The 19,734-nt window shown below is 55.2% G+C and carries 21 protein-coding genes; 10 read left to right on the forward strand and 11 right to left on the reverse strand.

The features are described 5' to 3' along the window. Positions 1 to 60 precede the first annotated feature (60 nt). Both SK54_RS21090 and SK54_RS21095 read left to right on the forward strand, forming a co-directional pair. The gene (locus SK54_RS21090; protein ID WP_048247912.1) at positions 61 to 1,605 is read left to right on the forward strand and encodes an MFS transporter; all 1,545 of its coding nucleotides are present in this window, start codon (positions 61 to 63) and stop codon (positions 1,603 to 1,605) included. Between the two features lie 193 nt (positions 1,606 to 1,798). Next, positions 1,799 to 3,136 (forward strand): polyamine export protein PaeA, encoded by a 1,338-nt coding sequence (locus tag SK54_RS21095; protein WP_006810357.1) that lies wholly within the window; start codon positions 1,799 to 1,801, stop codon positions 3,134 to 3,136. 76 nt (positions 3,137 to 3,212) lie between these two features. On the opposite strand, the gene SK54_RS21100 is transcribed toward SK54_RS21095, so the two are convergent. Further along, positions 3,213 to 3,419 carry a DUF1107 domain-containing protein gene (locus tag SK54_RS21100; RefSeq protein ID WP_003856054.1) on the reverse strand — a complete coding sequence of 69 codons (207 nt, stop codon included), beginning with the start codon at positions 3,417 to 3,419 and terminating at the stop codon, positions 3,213 to 3,215. A 324-nt stretch (positions 3,420 to 3,743) separates the two neighbouring features. Here SK54_RS21100 and SK54_RS21105 point away from each other — a divergent pair, with 324 nt between their 5' ends. Continuing rightward, positions 3,744 to 4,301 carry a YtfJ family protein gene (locus tag SK54_RS21105; protein WP_015572489.1) on the forward strand — a complete coding sequence of 186 codons (558 nt, stop codon included), beginning with the start codon at positions 3,744 to 3,746 and terminating at the stop codon, positions 4,299 to 4,301. On the opposite strand, the gene cysQ is transcribed toward SK54_RS21105, so the two are convergent. Beyond that, on the reverse strand, positions 4,295 to 5,035 hold the full coding sequence (cysQ, locus tag SK54_RS21110) for a 3'(2'),5'-bisphosphate nucleotidase CysQ (RefSeq protein ID WP_015572488.1): 741 nt from the start codon (positions 5,033 to 5,035) through the stop codon (positions 4,295 to 4,297). The genes SK54_RS21105 and cysQ overlap by 7 nt on opposite strands. A 190-nt stretch (positions 5,036 to 5,225) precedes the next feature. Here cysQ and SK54_RS21115 point away from each other — a divergent pair, with 190 nt between their 5' ends. After that, positions 5,226 to 7,169, forward strand: a complete 1,944-nt coding sequence (locus tag SK54_RS21115) for a bifunctional 2',3'-cyclic-nucleotide 2'-phosphodiesterase/3'-nucleotidase (RefSeq protein ID WP_045330347.1) — start codon at positions 5,226 to 5,228, stop codon at positions 7,167 to 7,169. A 93-nt stretch (positions 7,170 to 7,262) separates the two neighbouring features. Here the strand turns inward: SK54_RS21115 and SK54_RS21120 are convergent, their stop codons facing one another. Next, the gene (locus tag SK54_RS21120) at positions 7,263 to 7,649 is read right to left on the reverse strand and encodes a winged helix-turn-helix transcriptional regulator (protein ID WP_032671494.1); all 387 of its coding nucleotides are present in this window, start codon (positions 7,647 to 7,649) and stop codon (positions 7,263 to 7,265) included. 84 nt (positions 7,650 to 7,733) lie between these two features. On the opposite strand from SK54_RS21120, the gene SK54_RS21125 reads away from it, so the two are divergent. From SK54_RS21125 to SK54_RS21135, 3 genes are all read left to right on the forward strand, one after another. Beyond that, positions 7,734 to 8,582 (forward strand): SDR family oxidoreductase, encoded by an 849-nt coding sequence (locus tag SK54_RS21125; RefSeq protein ID WP_048247915.1) that lies wholly within the window; start codon positions 7,734 to 7,736, stop codon positions 8,580 to 8,582. 81 nt (positions 8,583 to 8,663) lie between these two features. After that, positions 8,664 to 9,488, forward strand: a complete 825-nt coding sequence (locus tag SK54_RS21130) for an AraC family transcriptional regulator (RefSeq protein ID WP_017694662.1) — start codon at positions 8,664 to 8,666, stop codon at positions 9,486 to 9,488. A 75-nt stretch (positions 9,489 to 9,563) separates the two neighbouring features. Further along, positions 9,564 to 10,529: a DMT family transporter gene (locus SK54_RS21135; protein WP_017383939.1), complete on the forward strand. Its 966-nt coding sequence runs from the start codon at positions 9,564 to 9,566 to the stop codon at positions 10,527 to 10,529. 79 nt (positions 10,530 to 10,608) lie between these two features. Here SK54_RS21135 and SK54_RS21140 read toward each other — a convergent pair whose 3' ends face one another. Further along, on the reverse strand, positions 10,609 to 12,258 hold the full coding sequence (locus SK54_RS21140) for a methyl-accepting chemotaxis protein (RefSeq protein WP_003856047.1): 1,650 nt from the start codon (positions 12,256 to 12,258) through the stop codon (positions 10,609 to 10,611). A 245-nt stretch (positions 12,259 to 12,503) separates the two neighbouring features. Here SK54_RS21140 and ytfE point away from each other — a divergent pair, with 245 nt between their 5' ends. Further along, positions 12,504 to 13,166 carry an iron-sulfur cluster repair protein YtfE gene (gene ytfE, locus SK54_RS21145; protein WP_015572484.1) on the forward strand — a complete coding sequence of 221 codons (663 nt, stop codon included), beginning with the start codon at positions 12,504 to 12,506 and terminating at the stop codon, positions 13,164 to 13,166. A gap of 86 nt (positions 13,167 to 13,252) precedes the next feature. Here the strand turns inward: ytfE and cycA are convergent, their stop codons facing one another. Both cycA and fklB read right to left on the reverse strand, forming a co-directional pair. Then, the gene (gene cycA / locus SK54_RS21150) at positions 13,253 to 14,662 is read right to left on the reverse strand and encodes a D-serine/D-alanine/glycine transporter (protein WP_015572483.1); all 1,410 of its coding nucleotides are present in this window, start codon (positions 14,660 to 14,662) and stop codon (positions 13,253 to 13,255) included. Between the two features lie 314 nt (positions 14,663 to 14,976). Then, positions 14,977 to 15,597 carry an FKBP-type peptidyl-prolyl cis-trans isomerase gene (gene fklB, locus SK54_RS21155; protein ID WP_008502892.1) on the reverse strand — a complete coding sequence of 207 codons (621 nt, stop codon included), beginning with the start codon at positions 15,595 to 15,597 and terminating at the stop codon, positions 14,977 to 14,979. Between the two features lie 231 nt (positions 15,598 to 15,828). On the opposite strand from fklB, the gene SK54_RS21160 reads away from it, so the two are divergent. Then, positions 15,829 to 16,467 (forward strand): OapA family protein, encoded by a 639-nt coding sequence (locus SK54_RS21160; protein WP_015572481.1) that lies wholly within the window; start codon positions 15,829 to 15,831, stop codon positions 16,465 to 16,467. Positions 16,468 to 16,513: 46 nt separating this feature from the next. Here the strand turns inward: SK54_RS21160 and SK54_RS21165 are convergent, their stop codons facing one another. The 5 genes from SK54_RS21165 to rpsF all read right to left on the reverse strand — a co-directional run bounded on the left by SK54_RS21165 (position 16,514) and on the right by rpsF (position 19,035). Beyond that, positions 16,514 to 17,443, reverse strand: coding sequence for a DMT family transporter (locus SK54_RS21165; protein ID WP_017383942.1), 930 nt, complete (start codon positions 17,441 to 17,443; stop codon positions 16,514 to 16,516). A gap of 152 nt (positions 17,444 to 17,595) precedes the next feature. Further along, a complete protein-coding gene (gene rplI, locus SK54_RS21170) occupies positions 17,596 to 18,045 on the reverse strand; it encodes a 50S ribosomal protein L9 (protein ID WP_006810372.1) in 450 nt (149 codons plus the stop codon). Positions 18,046 to 18,086: 41 nt separating this feature from the next. Then, positions 18,087 to 18,314 (reverse strand): 30S ribosomal protein S18, encoded by a 228-nt coding sequence (rpsR, locus tag SK54_RS21175; protein WP_000135199.1) that lies wholly within the window; start codon positions 18,312 to 18,314, stop codon positions 18,087 to 18,089. Between the two features lie 4 nt (positions 18,315 to 18,318). After that, positions 18,319 to 18,633 carry a primosomal replication protein N gene (gene priB, locus SK54_RS21180; protein WP_003856035.1) on the reverse strand — a complete coding sequence of 105 codons (315 nt, stop codon included), beginning with the start codon at positions 18,631 to 18,633 and terminating at the stop codon, positions 18,319 to 18,321. Between the two features lie 6 nt (positions 18,634 to 18,639). Then, positions 18,640 to 19,035 (reverse strand): 30S ribosomal protein S6, encoded by a 396-nt coding sequence (gene rpsF / locus SK54_RS21185; protein ID WP_003856034.1) that lies wholly within the window; start codon positions 19,033 to 19,035, stop codon positions 18,640 to 18,642. Positions 19,036 to 19,375: 340 nt separating this feature from the next. Here rpsF and yjfY point away from each other — a divergent pair, with 340 nt between their 5' ends. Further along, positions 19,376 to 19,651, forward strand: coding sequence for a DUF1471 family protein YjfY (yjfY, locus tag SK54_RS21190; protein ID WP_017383944.1), 276 nt, complete (start codon positions 19,376 to 19,378; stop codon positions 19,649 to 19,651). Positions 19,652 to 19,734 lie beyond the last annotated feature (83 nt).

Below are 19,734 nucleotides of genomic sequence, written 5' to 3' on the forward strand. Positions count from 1 at the left end.
TGTAGTCCAGCAGTGCAATAAAAATACAACCTCTACATCTACCCTACACTGGATATTATTATGGTTAAACCAACTGAACGCAGAGTGGGTTATGGCGTGGCGCTTGGCTACGGCATAACCGACCTCTTTGGCGGAGGCGCTTTCGCCATTATCGGCACCTGGCTGTTATTTTTTTACACCACCTATTGCGGATTATCCGTCGTGGAAGCCGGCTCTATATTTGCTATTGCCCGCGTCATTGACGCGGTATTAAGCCCGATAATGGGTTACATCACCGACAATTTCGGCGACACCTGGCTTGGGCGTAAATTTGGCCGTCGCCGTTTCTTCTTATTACTCAGCTCTCCCTTAATGTTCCTCTATGCTCTGCTGTGGCTGACGGACATGGGTTACTGGTATTACCTGGGCACCTATCTTTCCATCGAACTGCTTTCAGCGATGGTGCTGGTGCCGTGGGAAACCCTCGCCGCGGAGATGACCAACCGCTATGAAGAGCGCAGCCGCCTGTCGGGCGTACGGATGATCTGCTCGCAATTGGGCGGTTTTCTTGCGGTGTCGGTTCCGGGCGTGATTATGCAATTTACCGGCAAAGATAATTCCTTTACCTACACGCTAACCGGACTGATATTTTCCTGCGTCTTTTGCATCGCGGTATTTATTACCTGGTACAGCACCTGGGAAGCAAAAGATGTGCATCAGGAGTATGACTTCAAAGTTAATACCCAGCGCAGCAGCGGAGTAATTAATCACCTCAAATATCTGGTGCTGGATCTCTTCTCTTCTTTTCGTATTCGCGCTTTCCGCCTGCATATTCTTATTTATATTTTCTCCTTCACCGCGATGGACGTATTTGGTTCAGTCTTTACCTATTACGTGGTGTATTGCCTGAGTCAGGATGCGGCAGCAGTGTCCGGCTGGCTAAGTATTGCGGCGTTTGCCTCCGTGCCGGGCACGTACGGATTTATGCTGTTACTCAACAGGCTGAACATGACCCCTTCCGCCGCACTGCGCCTTTCGTATAGCTGCATTTTCCTGGTGCTGGCATTCCTGTTTACGGTTTATCTCACCAAAACAGAGGTGCCAACGCTGCTGTTCTCCGCCGTCTTCATCCTGCTGGGTGCAGCCCGTTCCGGCCTCTATTACATTCCGTGGAATATTTATAGCTTTATTCCGGATATCGACGAGATCGTCACGCAGCAGCGCCGGGAAGGCATTTTCGCTGGCGTAATGGTGTTGACCCGCAAAAGCACCGTCGCCATTGCGATTATGATTATCGGCCTGGTGTTGCAGGAGTCCGGTTTTGTGAAAGGCAGTGGCGCACAGCCTGAAAGCGCGCTGGGAGCAATAATTGGCCTGATGATTTTTGCCACCGCCGCGCTGCTGGCAGTGAGCTTCTTCGCGACCTACAAATTTAAGCTGACCCGCGAGACGCATAAGGTGCTGCTCAAGGAGATCGCGCGTCGGAAGCTCGGTGGCGACTATCGCGACTGCGACGCCAGCACCCGCGTGGTCATCAAACAGCTGACAGGCTATGAGTACGATCAGGTCTGGGGCGGCGATGCCACACGCCTGGCTGTGGGCGAAAACTTATCTATCGTGAAATAGCCCTTCCCGCCGGATCGGCCCCGTGCCGGTCCGGCTTTTTTTGCCGAAAACGTGACCTCTGGCAGGTTTACACGTCTTTACGCTATACTACCGCTGAAATAATCGGCTCAACGCTACGAGCTGAGTTCAATGTGTCTTCACACGAATGGTATCAACTCCCCTTCTGAGGATCTGGCGAGAAGCCGGATAAACTATGTTAAACAGTATTTTAGTAATACTTTGTCTTATTGCCGTCAGTGCATTTTTCTCGATATCGGAGATCTCGCTGGCTGCCTCCCGTAAAATCAAACTGAAGCTGCTTGCCGACGAGGGCAACATCAACGCATCACGCATTCTGAAAATGCAGGAAAACCCCGGCATGTTCTTTACCGTGGTGCAGATTGGCCTGAACGCGGTCGCCATCCTTGGCGGTATCGTGGGCGATGCAGCGTTTTCTCCGGCGTTTTATAGCCTCTTTGTTAAGTACATGTCCGTAGAGCTGGCCGAGCAGTTGAGCTTCATCCTCTCCTTCTCCCTGGTCACCGGCTTGTTCATTTTATTCGCGGACCTGACCCCGAAACGCATCGGTATGATTGCGCCAGAAGCTGTGGCTTTGCGTATCATCAACCCGATGCGCTTCTGCCTGTATGTCTTCCGTCCGCTGGTGTGGTTCTTTAACGGCCTGGCGAACGTCATTTTCCGCATCTTCAAGCTGCCGATGGTGCGTAAAGACGACATCACCTCCGACGATATTTATGCGGTGGTGGAAGCCGGGGCGCTGGCAGGCGTGCTGCGTAAGCAGGAGCACGAGCTGATTGAGAACGTTTTCGAACTGGAATCCCGTACCGTGCCGTCCTCCATGACCGGCCGTGAAAACATCATCTGGTTCGATCTGCATGAAGACGAGCAGAGCCTGAAGACCAAAGTGGCGCAGCACCCGCACTCCAAGTTCCTGGTCTGTAACGAAGATATCGACCATATCATCGGCTATGTGGACTCCAAAGACCTGCTGAACCGCGTGCTGGCAAACCAGAGCCTGGCGCTGAACAGCGGCGTGCAGATCCGCAACACCCTGATAGTGCCGGACACCCTGACGCTCTCCGAAGCGCTGGAAAGTTTCAAAACCGCCGGGGAAGACTTCGCGGTGATCATGAACGAATACGCGCTGGTGGTGGGCATTATCACCCTCAACGACGTTATGACGACCCTGATGGGCGACCTGGTCGGCCAGGGGCTGGAAGAGCAGATTGTTCAGCGTGACGAAAATTCATGGCTCATCGATGGCGGTACGCCGATTGAAGACGTCATGCGCGTACTCGACATTGACGAGTTCCCGCAGTCCGGCAACTACGAGACCATCGGCGGCTTTATGATGTTTATGCTGCGTAAAATCCCGAAACGTACCGACTCGGTGAAGTTCTCCGGCTTCAAGTTTGAAGTGGTGGATATTGATAACTACCGCATCGACCAGCTGCTGGTAACGCGTATTGATAGCAAACCGACCGTGCTGGTGCCGAAACTGCCGGATGCCGAAGAGAAGGTGTCGGCGTAATCCTTTGTGTGCCCCACAAACATCAACGGCTCCCATCGGGAGCCGTCTTTTTAACTACTACTGCATAGCACGTTGGTTAAGCCATCTCAGTTTGCAGACGCATAACCTGACGGTTGACTTCGGACATCACAGACAAGTGCTGTTTGTCCTTCACTTTTGGGATAAGGATTTTGCCCTTATCGAACTCAAAAGCGCCAACATCCTTGATGTACAACCGTCCACGGAACAGGATCTTCACGTACTTCGCCACCTGAAGCGGGTTGTAGCGTTGGAAAATTTTCATTCTTGTATCTCCTGCGAATCATACGCTCTTGCGGTGCCACAATCGGCCCGACTGTCCTGAGCGCAAATTTTGATGCCCAATGACTATAGACCAGAACCTCGTACTTACCCAGTGTGCATAAGTTTATTTACCGTTTGATTACAATAATTCAGAATAATCTTTGCAAAGCGTGATACAGCGCAGTATATGCCGTCGTTTTTGCATGGATATGTGCGTTCGCCCGCAAACTGGCATCGGGATTGCGGGAAAAGCCTATTGATCGCACTTATGATTAAAAGCGCATGACCAAGTGGTCGGATCACCTGCTAACAATAAGGAAACACCATGACCCTACGTAACCTCCTGGCAGCAGCTTGCCTGTTGCTGCCGCTGATGGCTTCCGCACACAACATTGAAAAAGGACAACGTGTCCCGCCGGTCGGGATTGCTGACCGGGGAGAATTGATTCTCGACAATGATAAGTTTAGCTATAAAGCCTGGAATAGCGCGCAGCTTGCGGGCAAAGTGAGAGTTGTACAACATATTGCCGGGCGTACATCCGCTAAAGAGAAAAACGCTACCCTCGTGGAAGCGATCAAGGCCGCAAAACTCCCGCACGATCGCTACCAGACCACCACCATCGTGAACACCGACGACGCGATTCCCGGCTCCGGGATGTTTGTGCGCTCAAGCCTTGAGAGCAATAAGAAGCTCTATCCCTGGTCGCAGTTTATTGTCGACAGCAATGGCATGACGCGTAAGGCGTGGCAGCTGGAAGAGGAGAGTTCAGCGATTGTCGTGCTGGATAAAAACGGTCGCGTACAGTGGGTTAAGGACGGCGCGCTGACGCAGGATGAGGTGCAGCAGGTGGTTGCCCTGCTGCATAAGCTGCTGACTCAGTAAAGTGACACCCGGAAGCCCGGATTCAGGAATGACTCGCGCGGGGTGTAGTCCAGTGGCTTACCCTGCCAGTCATGCACATGCGCGCCAGCCGCCGCCGCCACCGCATGCCCTGCCGCCGTATCCCAGACGTTCGTCGGCCCGAAACGGGGGTACAGCTGCGCCTGCCCTTCCGCCACCAGACAGAACTTCAGCGACGAGCCAATCGACGTCGTCTGGTGTTCCCCCAGCTGTTGCAGGTACTCCTCCAGCTCGCTGTCACTGTGCGAGCGGCTGATCACCACCAGCGGAGGACGGGCATCACGCACCTGGATCTGCTTACGCACGCCGCACTCTTCCTTCCAGGCTTTACCTTCCGCCGCGCTGTACATCACCTTCATCACCGGGGCGTAAACCACGCCAAGCACCGCTTTTCCTTTTTCAATCAGGGCGATGTTGACGGTGAATTCACCGTTACGCTTGATAAACTCTTTCGTGCCGTCCAGCGGGTCGACAAGCCAGTAACGCTGCCAGTGCTGACGTTCATCCCAGCTCTGGGGCGCTTCTTCAGAAAGGACCGGAATATCCGGCGTCAGGGCCTGCAAACCTTTCAGGATCACCGCATGCGCCGCGATATCCGCCGCCGTCACCGGGGAGTCATCCGCTTTGCTGACAACATCCATCGGTTTCGCACCGTCGTACACCTGCATAATGGCATCACCCGCATCCCGTGCGAGCTGACAAATTTTATCTAACATTCTCCACCTCTTCGTTAACGCAGTGGGCATAACTTATTGTTTTAGTTATATCGTAATGTGAACAATTCCGCTATCTGTGAAGCAATTCTGGTTTCAGCACCCTTTTTTCTGGCAGCATTCACACTTCTGTAAGCAACAAATACTACATACATATTCTTTTGTGGCTTGGATCGAAAAAAGGACTCCTCAGATGATTAAGTTTAGCGCAACGCTCCTGGCAACGCTGATTGCGGCAAGCGTTCAGGCAGCGACGGTGGATCTCCGTATTCTGGAAACCACCGATCTGCACAGCAATATGATGGACTTCGATTACTACAAAGATACCCCTACGGAAAAATTCGGACTGGTACGCACGGCAAGTTTGATCAACGCCGCCCGCGGTGAAGTGAAAAACAGCGTGCTGGTCGATAACGGGGACTTAATTCAGGGCAGTCCGCTCGGCGACTACATGGCGGCGAAGGGGCTGAAAAAAGGCGAGGTCCACCCTGTCTATAAAGCGATGAACACCCTGGATTATGCGGTTGGCAATCTGGGCAACCACGAATTTAACTACGGCCTGAAATACCTGCACGACGCGCTGGCAGGGGCAAAATTCCCGTACGTTAACGCCAATATCATCGACGTTAAGACGAAGAAGCCGCTCTTTACCCCTTATCTGATTAAAGAGACCGAGGTTGTCGACCAGGACGGTAAAAAACAGACGCTGAAAATCGGCTATATCGGTTTTGTGCCGCCGCAGATCATGACGTGGGATAAAGCCAACCTCGACGGGAAAGTGACCGTCAACGACATTACCGAAACCGCGCGCAAATACGTGCCGGAGATGCGGGCGAAAGGGGCGGATGTGGTCGTCGTCGTGGCGCACTCTGGCCTCTCGGCCGACCCGTATCAGGTGATGGCTGAGAACTCCGTGTACTATCTCAGCCAGGTGCCGGGCGTGGATGCGATCCTGTTTGGTCACGCCCACGCCGTCTTCCCGGGCAAAGATTTCGTTGCTATCAAAGGCGCGGACATCGAAAAAGGGACGCTTAACGGTGTGCCATCGGTAATGCCGGGCATGTGGGGCGACCACCTTGGCGTGGTGGATCTGGTGCTGAATAACGACAGCGGAAGCTGGAAAGTCACGCAGTCGAAAGCGGAAGCGCGTCCGATCTACGACGCAGCGGCCAAAAAATCTCTGGCAGGGGAAGATAAAAAGCTGGTCGACGTCCTGAAGCATGACCACGACGCGACGCGTGAATTTGTCAGCAAGCCGATCGGTAAATCGGCTGATAACATGTACAGCTTCCTCGCGCTGGTACAGGATGACCCGACCGTGCAGGTAGTCAACATGGCGCAGAAAGCCTATGCGGAGCACTATATTCAGGGCGATCCGGATCTGGCAAATCTGCCGGTACTGTCTGCCGCGGCGCCATTCAAAGTGGGCGGCCGGAAGAACGATCCGGCCAGCTACGTTGAGGTGGAAAAAGGCCAACTGACCTTCCGTAATGCCGCCGATCTCTACCTCTATCCCAACACCCTCGTGGTGGTGAAAGCTACCGGGAAAGAGGTGAAGGAGTGGCTGGAGTGCTCTGCCGGGCAGTTCAACCAGATCGATCCGCACAGCAGCAAACCGCAGTCGCTGATTAACTGGGACGGTTTCCGCACCTACAACTTCGACGTGATCGACGGCGTGGAATATCAGATTGACGTTACCCAGCCCGCGAAATATGACGGCGAATGTCAGGCCATTAATCCGCAGGCAGAACGTATCAAAAACCTGACCTTCAACGGCAAAGCGATTGATCCGAATGCCACTTTCCTGGTGGTGACCAACAACTACCGCGCCTATGGCGGCAAGTTTGCCGGTACGGGTGACAGCCACATCGCCTTTGCCTCGCCGGATGAGAACCGTTCGGTGCTGGCGGCGTGGATCAGCGCGGAGTCGAAAAAGACGGGTGAAATTCATCCGGCGGTGGATAACAACTGGCGACTTGCGCCGATCCACAGCGACACTAAGCTGGATATTCGCTTTGAGACATCTCCGTCCGATAAAGCAGCCGCGTTTATCAAGGATAAGGCGCAGTATCCGATGCAAAAGGTCGCGACGGATGATATTGGGTTCGCGATTTATCAGGTGGATTTGAGCAGGTAGCGATGATTGTGCCGGGTGGCGGCTTCGCCTTACCCGGCCTACCCGCAATCCTCGATCCCGTAGGCCGGGTAAGCGCAAGCGCCACCCGGCATTTCATGCCGCACGCTCTTCCCGGTTTGCCATCACCTGCGGCGTATTGACCTCAATCCAGTCGGCCAGCGCGGCCACCTTCTCGCTTACCTCCCGCCCCAGCGGCGTCAGGCTATACTCCACATGCGGCGGCACGACCGGATACGACACGCGATCGACAAACCCGTCATGTTCCAGCGCCTGTAAAGACTGAGCCAGCATCTTCTCGCTGACGCCGCCCATCTTGCGGCGCAGATCGCTGAAGCGATGCGTCCCCTGACGTAACGCCACCAGGATCAGCACGCCCCAGCGGCTGGTTACGTGTTTGAGCACCTCCCGTGACGGGCACTGTTCCGCAAAGAGGTTGCCATCGCGCATTTGCTCGCTGAGCGTTGGTATTGTTGTTTTCATACTTACCTTTTTGTACGTACTTACTAAAAGTTAGTTATGGTGATAGTGTGCCACAACACCAGACAAACACGAAGGAGATTCATCATGATCGCGATTACCGGCGCAACCGGCCAGCTTGGCCAACACGTTATTGAAGAACTGCTGAAAACCGTTCCAGCCAACCAGATCGTGGCTATTGTGCGTAACCCGGCGAAAGCCGAAGCGTTGCGTCAGCAAGGGGTCGTTGTGCGTCAGGCGGATTACACCGATGAAGCCGCATTTACCACCGCGCTGAACGGCGTGGATAAACTACTGCTCATCTCCTCCAGCGAAGTGGGCCAGCGTGCCGTACAGCACCAGAACGTGATAAACGCCGCCAAAGCCGCCGGGGTGAAATTCATCGCCTATACCAGCCTGCTGCATGCTGACAAATCTCCGCTGGGTCTGCACGTTGAGCACGTCGAAACCGAAAATGCCCTGGCGGCCTCCGGCGTGCCTTACGCTCTGCTGCGCAACGGCTGGTACACCGAAAACTACCTGGCAAGCGCGCCGCCAGCGCTGGAACACGGCGTATTTATGGGTGCCGCAGGCGAAGGCAAAATTGCCTCTGCGACCCGTGCGGATTACGCGGCGGCGGCAGCGAAAGTGATTTCTGAAGAGGGTCATGCCGGCAAGGTGTATGAACTGGCGGGTGATAATGCCTGGACGCTGAGCGAACTGGCTGCGGAACTGAGCAAGCAGAGCGGTAAGCCGGTAACGTATCAGAACCTCAGCGAAGCCGATTTCGCCGCTGCGCTGAAGGGCGTTGGTCTGCCTGCCGGGCTGGCGGAGATGCTGGCGGACTCCGACACCGGCGCGTCCAAAGGCGGCCTGTTCGACGACAGCCGTACCCTGAGCAAACTGATCGGCCGCCCAACCACATCACTGGCGGAAAGCGTCAAAGCCATCCTGTAGTTGTTAAAAATTGGTTATTTTTTGTGGCATCCCCTCGGGTCATCTCTGATAATGAAGCGATGACCCACAAGGAGGCTCACCGTGCAAGGCGTACCGGAACAGTTCACTGATGAGAGAGACAGCGCGCGCTTTCGCCATCTGGCGCAGCTGCCGGGCCTGGAGCTTTATCACGCCCATATCTCTGACTACGCCTTTGAGCCTCACACTCATGAAGCCTTCGGTATCGGCACCATCGAAACCGGTGCCGAACGCTTCCGCTATCGCGGTACCCAGCATCTTGCCGCGGAAAAATCCGTCGTGACCATGAACCCGGACGAGATCCACACAGGGGAATCCGCCACCGAAGGCGGCTGGCGCTACCGGATGGTCTACATCGAACCAGACCTGCTGGAAGAGGTCACCGGCCTGCGTCACTGGTGGTTTAATGACGTCACGCGCCACGACCCTTTGCGCTCGCAGCAGATTGGCCGGTTAATTTACGGCTTGTGGCACACCAACGATCCGCTGGCGCAGAAGGGGCTGCTACTGGATTTGATTCAGACTTTTCAGCCGCTGGCCCACCATGCGCCGGTGGTGCAGGAGGCCGCGCACCGCTTCGAACGCGTTCGCGACTATCTGCACGACAACTATATGCGCTCGCTGACCCTGGACGAGCTGGCTAACGTTGTCTCGCTCAGCCCGTACCATTTTCAGCGCCAGTTCAAAGCCCATTTCCACGTTACGCCCCACCAGATGCTGATGGCCATCCGGCTGTGGCGCGCAAAAGCATTCCTCACCCACGGCATGCCTGCCGCCGAGGTGGCCGCCGCGACCGGGCTGACCGATCAGTCGCATTTAACCCGCGCCTTCACCCGTCGCTACGGCATCACGCCCGTGCGCTACCAGAAACAGGTTATGCCGCGCTAATGCGCAACCTAATACAATACGCGCGCGTTTTGCCCTCCTACACTGATCGCAAAGTGAATCAAGATGGATGGAAAAATGATTAGCGGCGTGTTGTATGCCCTGCTTGCGGGTTTGATGTGGGGGCTGATTTTTGTCGGCCCGCTGATTGTGCCGGAGTACCCGGCAATATTGCAGTCGACCGGACGTTACCTGGCGCTGGGGCTGATTGCCGTGCCGCTGGCATGGCTGGGGCGCGCGCGTCTGCGTCAGTTGGGCCGCCAGGACTGGCTCACCGCGCTGGCGCTGACCATGATGGGTAATCTGATCTACTACGTCTGTCTGGCGAGCGCCATTCAGCGCACCGGTGCGCCGGTGTCGACCATGATTATCGGCACGCTGCCGGTGGTCATCCCGGTTTTCGCGAACCTGCTTTACAGCCAGCGTGACGGCAAACTGGCGTGGTCAAAAATGGCGCCCGCTCTGGTCTGCATCGCCGTGGGGCTGGTGTGCGTGAATATTGCCGAGCTTCGCCACGGCCTTGAAAACTTCAGCTTATGGCGTTACGGCTCAGGGATCTTTCTGGCGTTTATTTCGGTTGTCTGTTGGGCCTGGTATGCCCTGCGCAATGCACGCTGGCTGCGGGAAAACCCGGATAAACATCCGATGATGTGGGCGACGGCGCAGGCGCTGGTCACCCTCCCTGTCTCGTTGCTGGGCTATGTGGGCGCGTGTGTCTGGCTGGGTAGCCAGCAACCGGCATTTACCCTGCCCTTCGGACCGCGCCCGTGGGTATTCGTCGGGTTAATGGTCGCCATTGCCGTGCTCTGTTCGTGGGTGGGCGCGCTGTGCTGGAACATTGCCAGCCAGAAGCTGCCGACGGTGATACTGGGGCCGCTGATTGTCTTTGAGACGCTGGCAGGGCTGCTCTATACCTTCCTGATGCGTCAGAGCGTGCCGCCGCTGCTAACGGCCTGCGGGATCGCGCTGCTGGTCGTTGGGGTGGTGATTGCGGTGAGAGCGAAGCCGGAAAAACCGATGGTCGTTCCGGCGTCGGAGGGGTGAGCTTTTCGCCCAGCGGCGCTTCGCTTGCAGGGCCTACAAACCGTAGGCCGGGTAAGCGTCAGCGCCACCCGGCACAGTATCAGAACGTTTCCCAGTTCGCTTCAGACGCCGCCGCGACGGGCTGCGCTTTAGGTGCATAGGTCTTTACCGGCGCGGCTTTCACCGCCTGGTTACGGGTGATCTTAAACACCGCCACCGCGTCGTTCAGGCGTGCAGCCTGATCTTCCAGCGCCGCCGCTGCCGCCGCAGACTCTTCCACCAGCGAGGCGTTCTGCTGGGTGACGCGATCCATCTCCGCCACCGCCTGACCCACCTGGTCGATACCGCGGCTCTGTTCGTCGGAGGCCGACGCAATCTCACCCATGATGTCCGTCACGCGCGTAACCGCATTGACGATCTCCGCCATCGTCGCGCCCGCTTCATTTACCAGCTGAGAACCCGCGTTGACGCGTTCGCCGGAATCATCGATCAGCGCTTTGATCTCTTTCGCCGCCTGTGCGCTGCGCTGGGCAAGGGTACGCACCTCGCCCGCGACAACCGCGAAGCCACGTCCCTGCTCGCCCGCGCGCGCCGCTTCTACCGCCGCGTTCAGCGCCAGAATATTGGTCTGGAAAGCAATGCCGTCGATCACGTTAGTAATTTGCGCGATTTTGCTGGAACTGGTGGCGATTTCGTCCATGGTGCGCACAACGCCCTCGACCACGTTACCGCCCTTCTTCGCGGTGGAGGAGGCGTCCAGCGCCAGACGCGACGCCTGACGCGCGTTATCGGCGTTTTGCTTCACGGTGGCGGTTAACTGTTCCATGCTGGCTGCCGTCTCTTCCAGAGAAGCGGCCTGTTGCTCGGTACGAGAGGAGAGATCGTTGCTGCCCGCCGAGATTTCACCCGCGCCGGTGTAGATGGTATCTGCGCCTTCACGCACCACGCCCACCGTGTTGGCCAGCGCAGTCTGCATCTCCTGAACGTTGCGCGCCAGGATCGCCATTTCATTTTTACCCTCAGCTTGAATCGGCTGGGTTAAATCCCCTGCGGCAATGGCGCGGATATGGTTGATCACCTCTTCCAGCGGCAGCAGCAGCACACGGCGCATCGCAATCCAGCTGGAAATAATCACCGCGATCACCAGCAGCATCACCGCAGAAAGGATCCACAGAATGCGTTTGTAGTCGCTTTCATTGTCCTGGATACCTTTGGCGGTCAGCGCGGCCTGCGCCTCACGCCACTCGCGATAAACCTTTTGCATCGCGGTCTGCTTCTGTTCGGCATTTTGTTTGAACATATCTTCCAGATTGCCCTGCCCCAGCAGAACGTTCATTTGCGTCAGCGTGGCGGAGTAGACGCGGTACTGCTCTTCCAGGCGATCGGCCAGGTGCTCGTCCATACCCGGCGTTTCCGGCAGCGCGTAGTATTTATCGTAATGGGTCTGGGCATCGGCCAGCAGGTTTTTCGCGGTATTGACCAGCTCGTTCAGCTGTCCGCCATTAATCTGCGACGCCATGCTGCTTTGCAGGCGCAACATGCCGCGGTTGAGAGTGACGCGCGCCTGGTTCAGGCTGATCCAGGCGTCGGTAAACTCCGCGACGTTCTGGCTGGAAAGCTGAGAAACGGTGAAGTTCTCTTTATCGTTATTGAGTGCGTTAATGAAAATGCCAGCGGAGATCAGCTGCATGATGCCGAGCACAAGCAGCACCGAAATCAAAAGAGTAATGACTTTTATACGTTTAAACATGCGTTGCCTTTTTTATATACAGGTATTGTCTGACCTGTATCTATCGGCACGTTCGGCAGGTTGTTTACTGTTTCTCCACCTTTAAAAACTTTCGAAAGCCCTTTTCTGCATTCAATCAGCAAGTTAAAAGCACGCTTTTTTTGTGATCCCCTTCTCATTTTCACCCTTGCCTCTAAAGGGTTATAGTATCCACCTAAAGATGTATTTAAAATGCATCTTATATTCCTGATGATGAGGTAACTGTTATGGCCTTCCGCGACCAACCCTTAGGCGAGCTGGCGCTCTCCATCCCTCGCGCTTCTGCGCTGTTCCGTAAATACGATATGGATTACTGCTGCGGTGGTAAGCAAACGCTGGCGCGTGCAGCGTCGCGTAAAGAGCTGGATGTGGAGGCTATCGAAGCGGAGCTGGCTCAGCTGGCTGAACAGCCTGTCGACAAAGACTGGCGCACCGCGCCGCTGGCTGAAATCATCGACCATATCATTGTGCGTTACCACGATCGTCACCGCGAGCAGCTGCCGGAGCTGATTTTACAGGCGACCAAAGTTGAACGCGTTCATGCCGATAAACCTTCCGTACCGCGCGGCCTGGCGAAATATCTGACCATGCTGCACGAAGAACTTTCCAGCCACATGATGAAAGAGGAGCAGATCCTCTTCCCGATGATCAAACAGGGCATGGGCAGCCAGGCCATGGGGCCCATCAGCGTGATGGAAAGCGAACATGATGACGCCGGCGAACTGCTGGAAGTGATCAAACACACCACCAACAACGTCACACCGCCGCCAGAAGCGTGCACCACCTGGAAAGCCATGTACAACGGCATTAACGAGATGATCGACGATCTGATGGAACACATTAGTCTTGAGAATAACGTTCTGTTCCCGCGTGCATTATCGGGTAAATAAAAAAGCCCGGTGGCGCTAGCGCTTACCGGGCCTACAACATCCGCGAACCTAGGCCGGGTAAGCGTCAGCGCCACCCGGCAACATGCTTAACGCATGCCCGCCATACGTTTCTTACCGATAAATAGCCAGCCCAGCCCCAGCGCGATAAACCACAGCGGCGTGACCATCAGCGCCTGTCGGGTATCTTCTTCCAGCGTCAGCAGCACCAGCACGAAGACGAAGAACGCCATGCACACCCAGCACATTAGCTTGCCCAGCGGCATCTTGTAGATCGACTTCTCGTGCAGGTGTGGACGCTGCTTGCGGTACACCAGGTACGAGCAGAGGATGATGGTCCAGACGAACATAAACAGGATCGCCGACACCGTGGTGATCATGGTGAACGCGCCGATTACGCTCGGGTTGACGTAGAGCATCACCACACCGCCCAGCAGACAGATGCAGGAGAAAGTCAGCCCTTTCGCCGGTACCGCGCGTTTAGACAGTTTGGCAAACGCGCTCGGAGCAACGCCCTCCTGCGCCAGGCCGAACAGCATACGGCTGGTGGAGAAGACGCCGCTGTTCGCGGAAGAGGCCGCAGAGGTCAGCACCACGAAGTTAATCAGGCTCGCGGCAGCAGGCAGCCCCACCAGCACGAACAGCTCGACGAACGGGCTCTTGGTTGGCACCACCGAGCTCCATGGCGTCACGGACATAATGACGATCAGCGCGAACACGTAGAACATGATGATACGCAGCGGAATGGAGTTGATCGCACGCGGCAGGGATTTCTCCGGATCTTTGGTTTCCGCCGCCGTGGTACCGACCAGCTCAATCCCGACAAACGCAAACACCGCAATCTGGAAGCCGGCAAAGAAGCCGCTGATACCTTTCGGGAACCAGCCGCCGTCATTCCACAGATGGGCAAACGAGGCCTGTACGCCGGTTGGCGACTGGAAGTGCGTCAGCACCATCACCAGCCCGACGACAATCAGCGCGATGATGGCGACGATTTTGATCATCGCGAACCAGAACTCCATCTCACCGAACATTTTAACGGTGGCGAGGTTCAGGCTCAGCAGCAGAACAATCACCGCCAGCGAAGCCACCCAGTCCGACAGGCCGGGGAACCAGAATTGGGCGTAGGCCGTAATAGCGACAACATCCGCCATGCCGGTAACCACCCAGCAGAACCAGTAGGTCCAGCCGGTAAAATAGCCCGCCCACGGGCCGAGCAGGTCTGACGCGAAGTCGCTGAAGGATTTGTATTCGAGATTCGACAGCAGCAATTCACCCATTGCACGCATCACGAAAAAGAGCATAAAACCGATGATCATATAAACGAAGATGATCGACGGGCCGGCAAGACTGATGGTTTTGCCCGAGCCCATAAACAGCCCGGTGCCGATGGCTCCACCAATGGCAATAAGCTGAATGTGACGGTTCGTGAGATTTCGCCGTAGCGACTGTTCAGACGTCGCCTCTTCTGCGGCGGCGACTTTGACCTGATCTACCATGTGATATTTTCCTGTTTATGCCTGTCTGTGTTGTTAAGGCTCTTCTGGCCTTTATATACGCCAAATAAATGACGGACCCTGTGTAAGGACTAATCGATAGTAGGTAAGAATCGGCGGGATGAATACTATGATTTGAATATTATGTTAATAATATGTTGAAAGTGAGTGTCATATCACTCATACAGCGCGAAACAGCTCACAAAAATACACGTAACAGTTTCGTTTGCAATACAAAATGTTGATTTCGTCGTAACTCCGGGTTTTATCGCTATTTTCCTCTCCCCGATCGGAGAGAGGAAAATAAGAAAAACCGATTACAGGATTTCCAGCAGCTCGACTTCAAACACCAGGGTGCTGAATGGCGGAATGGACGCGCCAGCGCCACGCTCGCCGTAAGCCAGGTTGTGCGGGATAGTGAGTTCCCATTTGGAACCTACTGGCATCAGGGTCAGGGCTTCGATCCAGCCTGCGATAACGCCGTTGACCGGGAATTCAGCCGGTTCGCCACGCGCGACGGAGCTGTCGAACACGGTACCGTCGATCAGCTTACCGGTGTAGTGTACGCGAACGTGGTCGGTACGCGCCGGGATTGCGCCATCACCCTGATTGATTACGCGGAACTGCAAGCCGGACTCGGTGCTGTTCACGCCTTCACGCTCACGGTTCTCTTCCAGATATTTCACGCCTTCTGCCGCCATCTCTTCGAAACGCGCGCGACGTACGGCGTCAGCACGTTCGTGGATTTCACGCAGCGCACGGTGCACAACGTCAACCGGCACAGCGGGCTGCTTGCCTTCCAGCGCGTCAGCGATACCCGCCACCAGCGCTTCCGGTAACAGACCTTCCAGGCCGGATTCGCTCAGCTGCTGTCCTACCTGCAAGCCGATGCCGTAGCTTGCCTGCGCTTCGATAGTGTCAAAAGTCGGGGTGGTCATGGGTTTTCCTTCCATCACATTTAAAGTAGCGGGCAGCATATCAGCCATGCCCTTATGGGTAAAACTTTGTCTTAAGTAAAGGTGACAAACTGCGACGAAACGGAAACAATAGTAGCCGTCAGGATTTTCCCTAATATATGTCACGAAAGCTGGCTTTGTTACGCCCATCAGGCAGTTAGCAAACTACACTTCTCAGGACAGGATAAAAAGACGCGGAGCAGGAGGAGAGCCATGCCCGGGCGATTTGAACTGAAACCTACCCTGGCGAAAATCTGGCATGCGCCGGATAACTTTCGCATCATGGACCCGCTGCCGCCTTTGCACCGCAGAGGCATTATTATCGGCGCGTTGTTGATCGTCATCGGCTTCCTGCTTCCTTCCGGCAGTGACAACGTTGATACCGCGCCGGTCAGCCGGAATGCTGAGCTGGATATCCAGTCGCAAAGCCAGCCGCAGCCTGATTCACAGCCGATGCAGACGCAGCTGGTCACACCGTCTAACGATCCGGGCCAGGTTGCGCCGGTTGAACCTGAACCGGTTCAGGAAGATCAGGAGCAGGCCGCCGCCCCTTCAGAGCCACAGGCGCAACAGCCCACCGGCATTGAGCAGCAGTGGCGTTCGTATCGCGTAGAGCCTGGGAAAACTCTTGCCCAGCTGTTCCGCGACCACAATCTGCCAGCAACGGATGTGTATGCCATGGCGCAAGTCGAGGGGGCAGGCAAACCGCTCAGCAACCTGCAAAATGGTCAGATGGTGCAGATCCGCCAGAATGCCAGCGGGGTGGTGACCGGGTTAACGATCGATACCGGAAACGGGCAGCAGGTACTGTTTACCCGTCAGCCGGACGGCAGTTTCATCAGAGCACGTTAATGGCCCAGGCCGGGTAAGGCGATGCCGCCACCCGGCACTTTTGTTCTCAGGCACGCCGTTTATTCACCCACCAGATCCCCGAGCAGACCAGCACCAGCGCAATCGCGTATTTGATGTCCAGAATGTTTTCGCCGAGGAAGATGGCGGAGAGCACCGTCCCTGCTACAGGTATGACAAAGTTGAACGGGGCAATCATACTCACGCGGTTTACTTTCAGCAGCGCGCTCCACAGGGCGAACGCCACGGATGAGAGCAGCGTCAGATACCCCAGCACGGCGACGGCTTTCATGCTGTGCACCTCCAGCGTCCCGCCCGTGGCATAGCCTCCCGCAACCAGTGCCGCCCCGCCTATCCCCAGCTGCCAGCCAGTCATCACCGTCGGGTCAACGGTCTGGGAAATGCGCTTCCCGTAAAGCGTGGCCGCAGAGAGAATAAAGGCGGCCAGCACCACAAATCCGTCACCTTTCCAGACAAACTGGAACTCACTTAACCCGCTGTGGAAGTTCACCAGCATAACCCCGGCAAAGCCCAGAACACATCCCAGCGTTTTGTTATAGCTGAGTTTGTCGTTGTGGTAGATAAAGTGCGCCAGCAGCACGCTGAAGAAGGTCCCGGTGGCATTCATGATGGAGCCGTTCACCCCGGTCGTGTAGGCCAGGCCGATATAAAAGAAGGTGTACTGGAGGGAGGTCTGCGTCAGTCCGAGGATCGTGAGCTGGCCAAACTGCGTGGGCGTGAGCCTGCCAATCGGCTTTCGCTGGGCCAGGGCAAAAAGCAGCAGCAACGCGCCGGCAAACAGAAAACGGTATCCGGCAAAGACGACTTTGGAGGGGATATCATCGGTCGCGATCTGAAAGAGTTCGTAGCCACTTTTAATGGCCGGGTACGAGCTTCCCCAAAGCAGACAGCAGAGCGTGGCGCAGGCATAGGCCACATTGCGACGGGCAAAGACGGGCGTGGGCAGAGCAGTATCCATGACAAATCTCATAAATAAAATTGCGTTTCAATTTATTATCAGAGAATGCGTCAGGAATAGCGACCTTACAAGAGCAAAAGATGACGCAGGGTCACGCTAAAAAGCAAAACGCCGGCACAAGGCCGGCGCTTCGACGCGAGCAGAGTAAAAAATTACTCAGCTACTACGTTAACAACCAGTTTAGCGAACACTTCGCTGTGAACCTGGAAGTCAACTTCGTGCTCACCAGTGGTACGCAGAACGCCGTTCGGCATACGAACTTCGCTCTTAGCCACTTTAACGCCTGCCGCAGTAACTGCATCAGCGATATCGCGGGTACCGATGGAACCGAACAGTTTACCTTCGTCGCCAGCTTTAGACGCGATAGTAACGGTGCCCAGTGCGTTGATTGCTTCAGCGCGAGCGTTAGCAGCCGCCAGAACGTCAGCCAGTTTGGCTTCCAGTTCAGCACGACGTGCTTCGAAAAACTCTACGTTTTTCTTAGTAGCTGGAACAGCTTTACCCTGTGGAACCAGGAAGTTACGAGCGTAACCCGCTTTAACGTTTACCTGATCACCCAGGCTGCCCAGGTTTGCTACTTTATCAAGCAGAATAACTTGCATTACCTTATCCTCTTAAAGTCGTATTAATGGACCGTGCCCGATTACTGATGACGATCAGTGTACGGCAGCAGAGACAGGTAGCGAGCGCGTTTGATAGCGCGAGCCAGCTGACGCTGATATTTTGCACGAGTACCGGTGATACGGCTTGGGACAATCTTACCGCTTTCGGTGATGTAGTTTTTCAGCGTTGCGATATCTTTATAGTCGATCTCTTGAACGCCTTCCGCGGTGAAACGGCAGAACTTGCGACGACGGAAATAACGTGCCATATGGCTAGTCTCCAGAATCTATCAAATCAATCTGCTCGGCATGCAGAACCATTTTGCTCAGGCCGTTCTTTGCCTTGTGGCAAGAAATGAACCCCTGAACGATTACTGCGCTACCGACCGTTAAACTGTGAGTAATGGCCTGGTTTTCGTGTCCGCTAATAATTACGGGCATTTGGCACCACGCCTGCCGGTGAAACCCGGCTTCCTCTTGCACAGAACGATGCTCAAGCACGAACTGGCAATGCGGAATTCCTGATGGGCTGACCTTTCGAAGGGGGGTCCTGCACACGGTGCCGGACAACACCAGACGGTTGGTCATCAGAAATTACTCTTCAGAATCCCCAGCATCAGAATCATCTGCGGTTTCGTTTGCGAAATCATCGCGACGCTCACGGCGCTCGTCTTTCGCTTTAACCATCGGAGATGCTTCGGTCACTGCGTGTTTGGTACGCATAACCATGCTGCGGATAACGGCATCGTTGAAGCGGAAGGTAGTTTCCAGCTCATCGATCACTTCCTGCGGAGCTTCAACGTTCATCAGAACGTAGTGTGCTTTGTGCAGTTTGTTGATCGGGTAAGCCAGCTGACGGCGGCCCCAGTCTTCCAGACGGTGGATCGTGCCTTCTGCACCAGTGATGGCAGCAGAGTAACGCTCGATCATGCCCGGAACCTGTTCGCTCTGGTCAGGGTGGACCATAAAAACGATTTCGTAATGACGCATCGAATTGCTCCTTACGGATTATTCAGCCTCCTGTCTGGGTCAGCCGAGGCCCGGGGAGGCAAGGAACGTGTTAAAGGTCGGCTGAAAAATTGACGCGTCATAATACTTGCGCCCCCCAGGAAACTCAAGCTGATTGCACAAATAATTCGCACAAAGGGTAAAGCTGTTCTAAGTGGGTGATTTAAAATCGCACTCATCAGAAGCGCTGTTTTTTTGAACAACACCATCAGAAATGGTCACCCATCGCAATCCGGGTAGCGATTACACTTTAATCAGAGACACGGAACAGAGAAGGAGAACATTACCCCGTATCACAGCACGCAGTCGTGGAGCGCATATCATGAAAAGAATCGCAATCGCCATTTTGGCTGCGCTTTTGCTCAGTGCAAACGCGATGGCAGCCATCAGAATAGACAGCCAACAGGCCAGAAACATGGATGATGTGCAGAGCTTAGGCGTTATTTACATCAATCATAACTTCGCCACTGAAAGTGAAGCAGATCAGGCGCTTAATGAAGAAACCGATGCGCAGGGCGCAAAATACTATCACGTCATGCTGACACGTGAGCCCGGCAGCAACGGTAATATGCACGCCAGTGCAGATATTTACCAGTAACGCTTTATCGCTAGCACCAGGAAAGCCAACGAAAATCAAAGCCATATATAATTTGCCCCCTGCCCGGGGGCTTTTTTATGAAT

Source organism: Enterobacter sp. MGH120 (assembly GCF_001037725.1).
Taxonomy (GTDB): Bacteria; Pseudomonadota; Gammaproteobacteria; order Enterobacterales; family Enterobacteriaceae; genus Enterobacter; species Enterobacter hormaechei_C.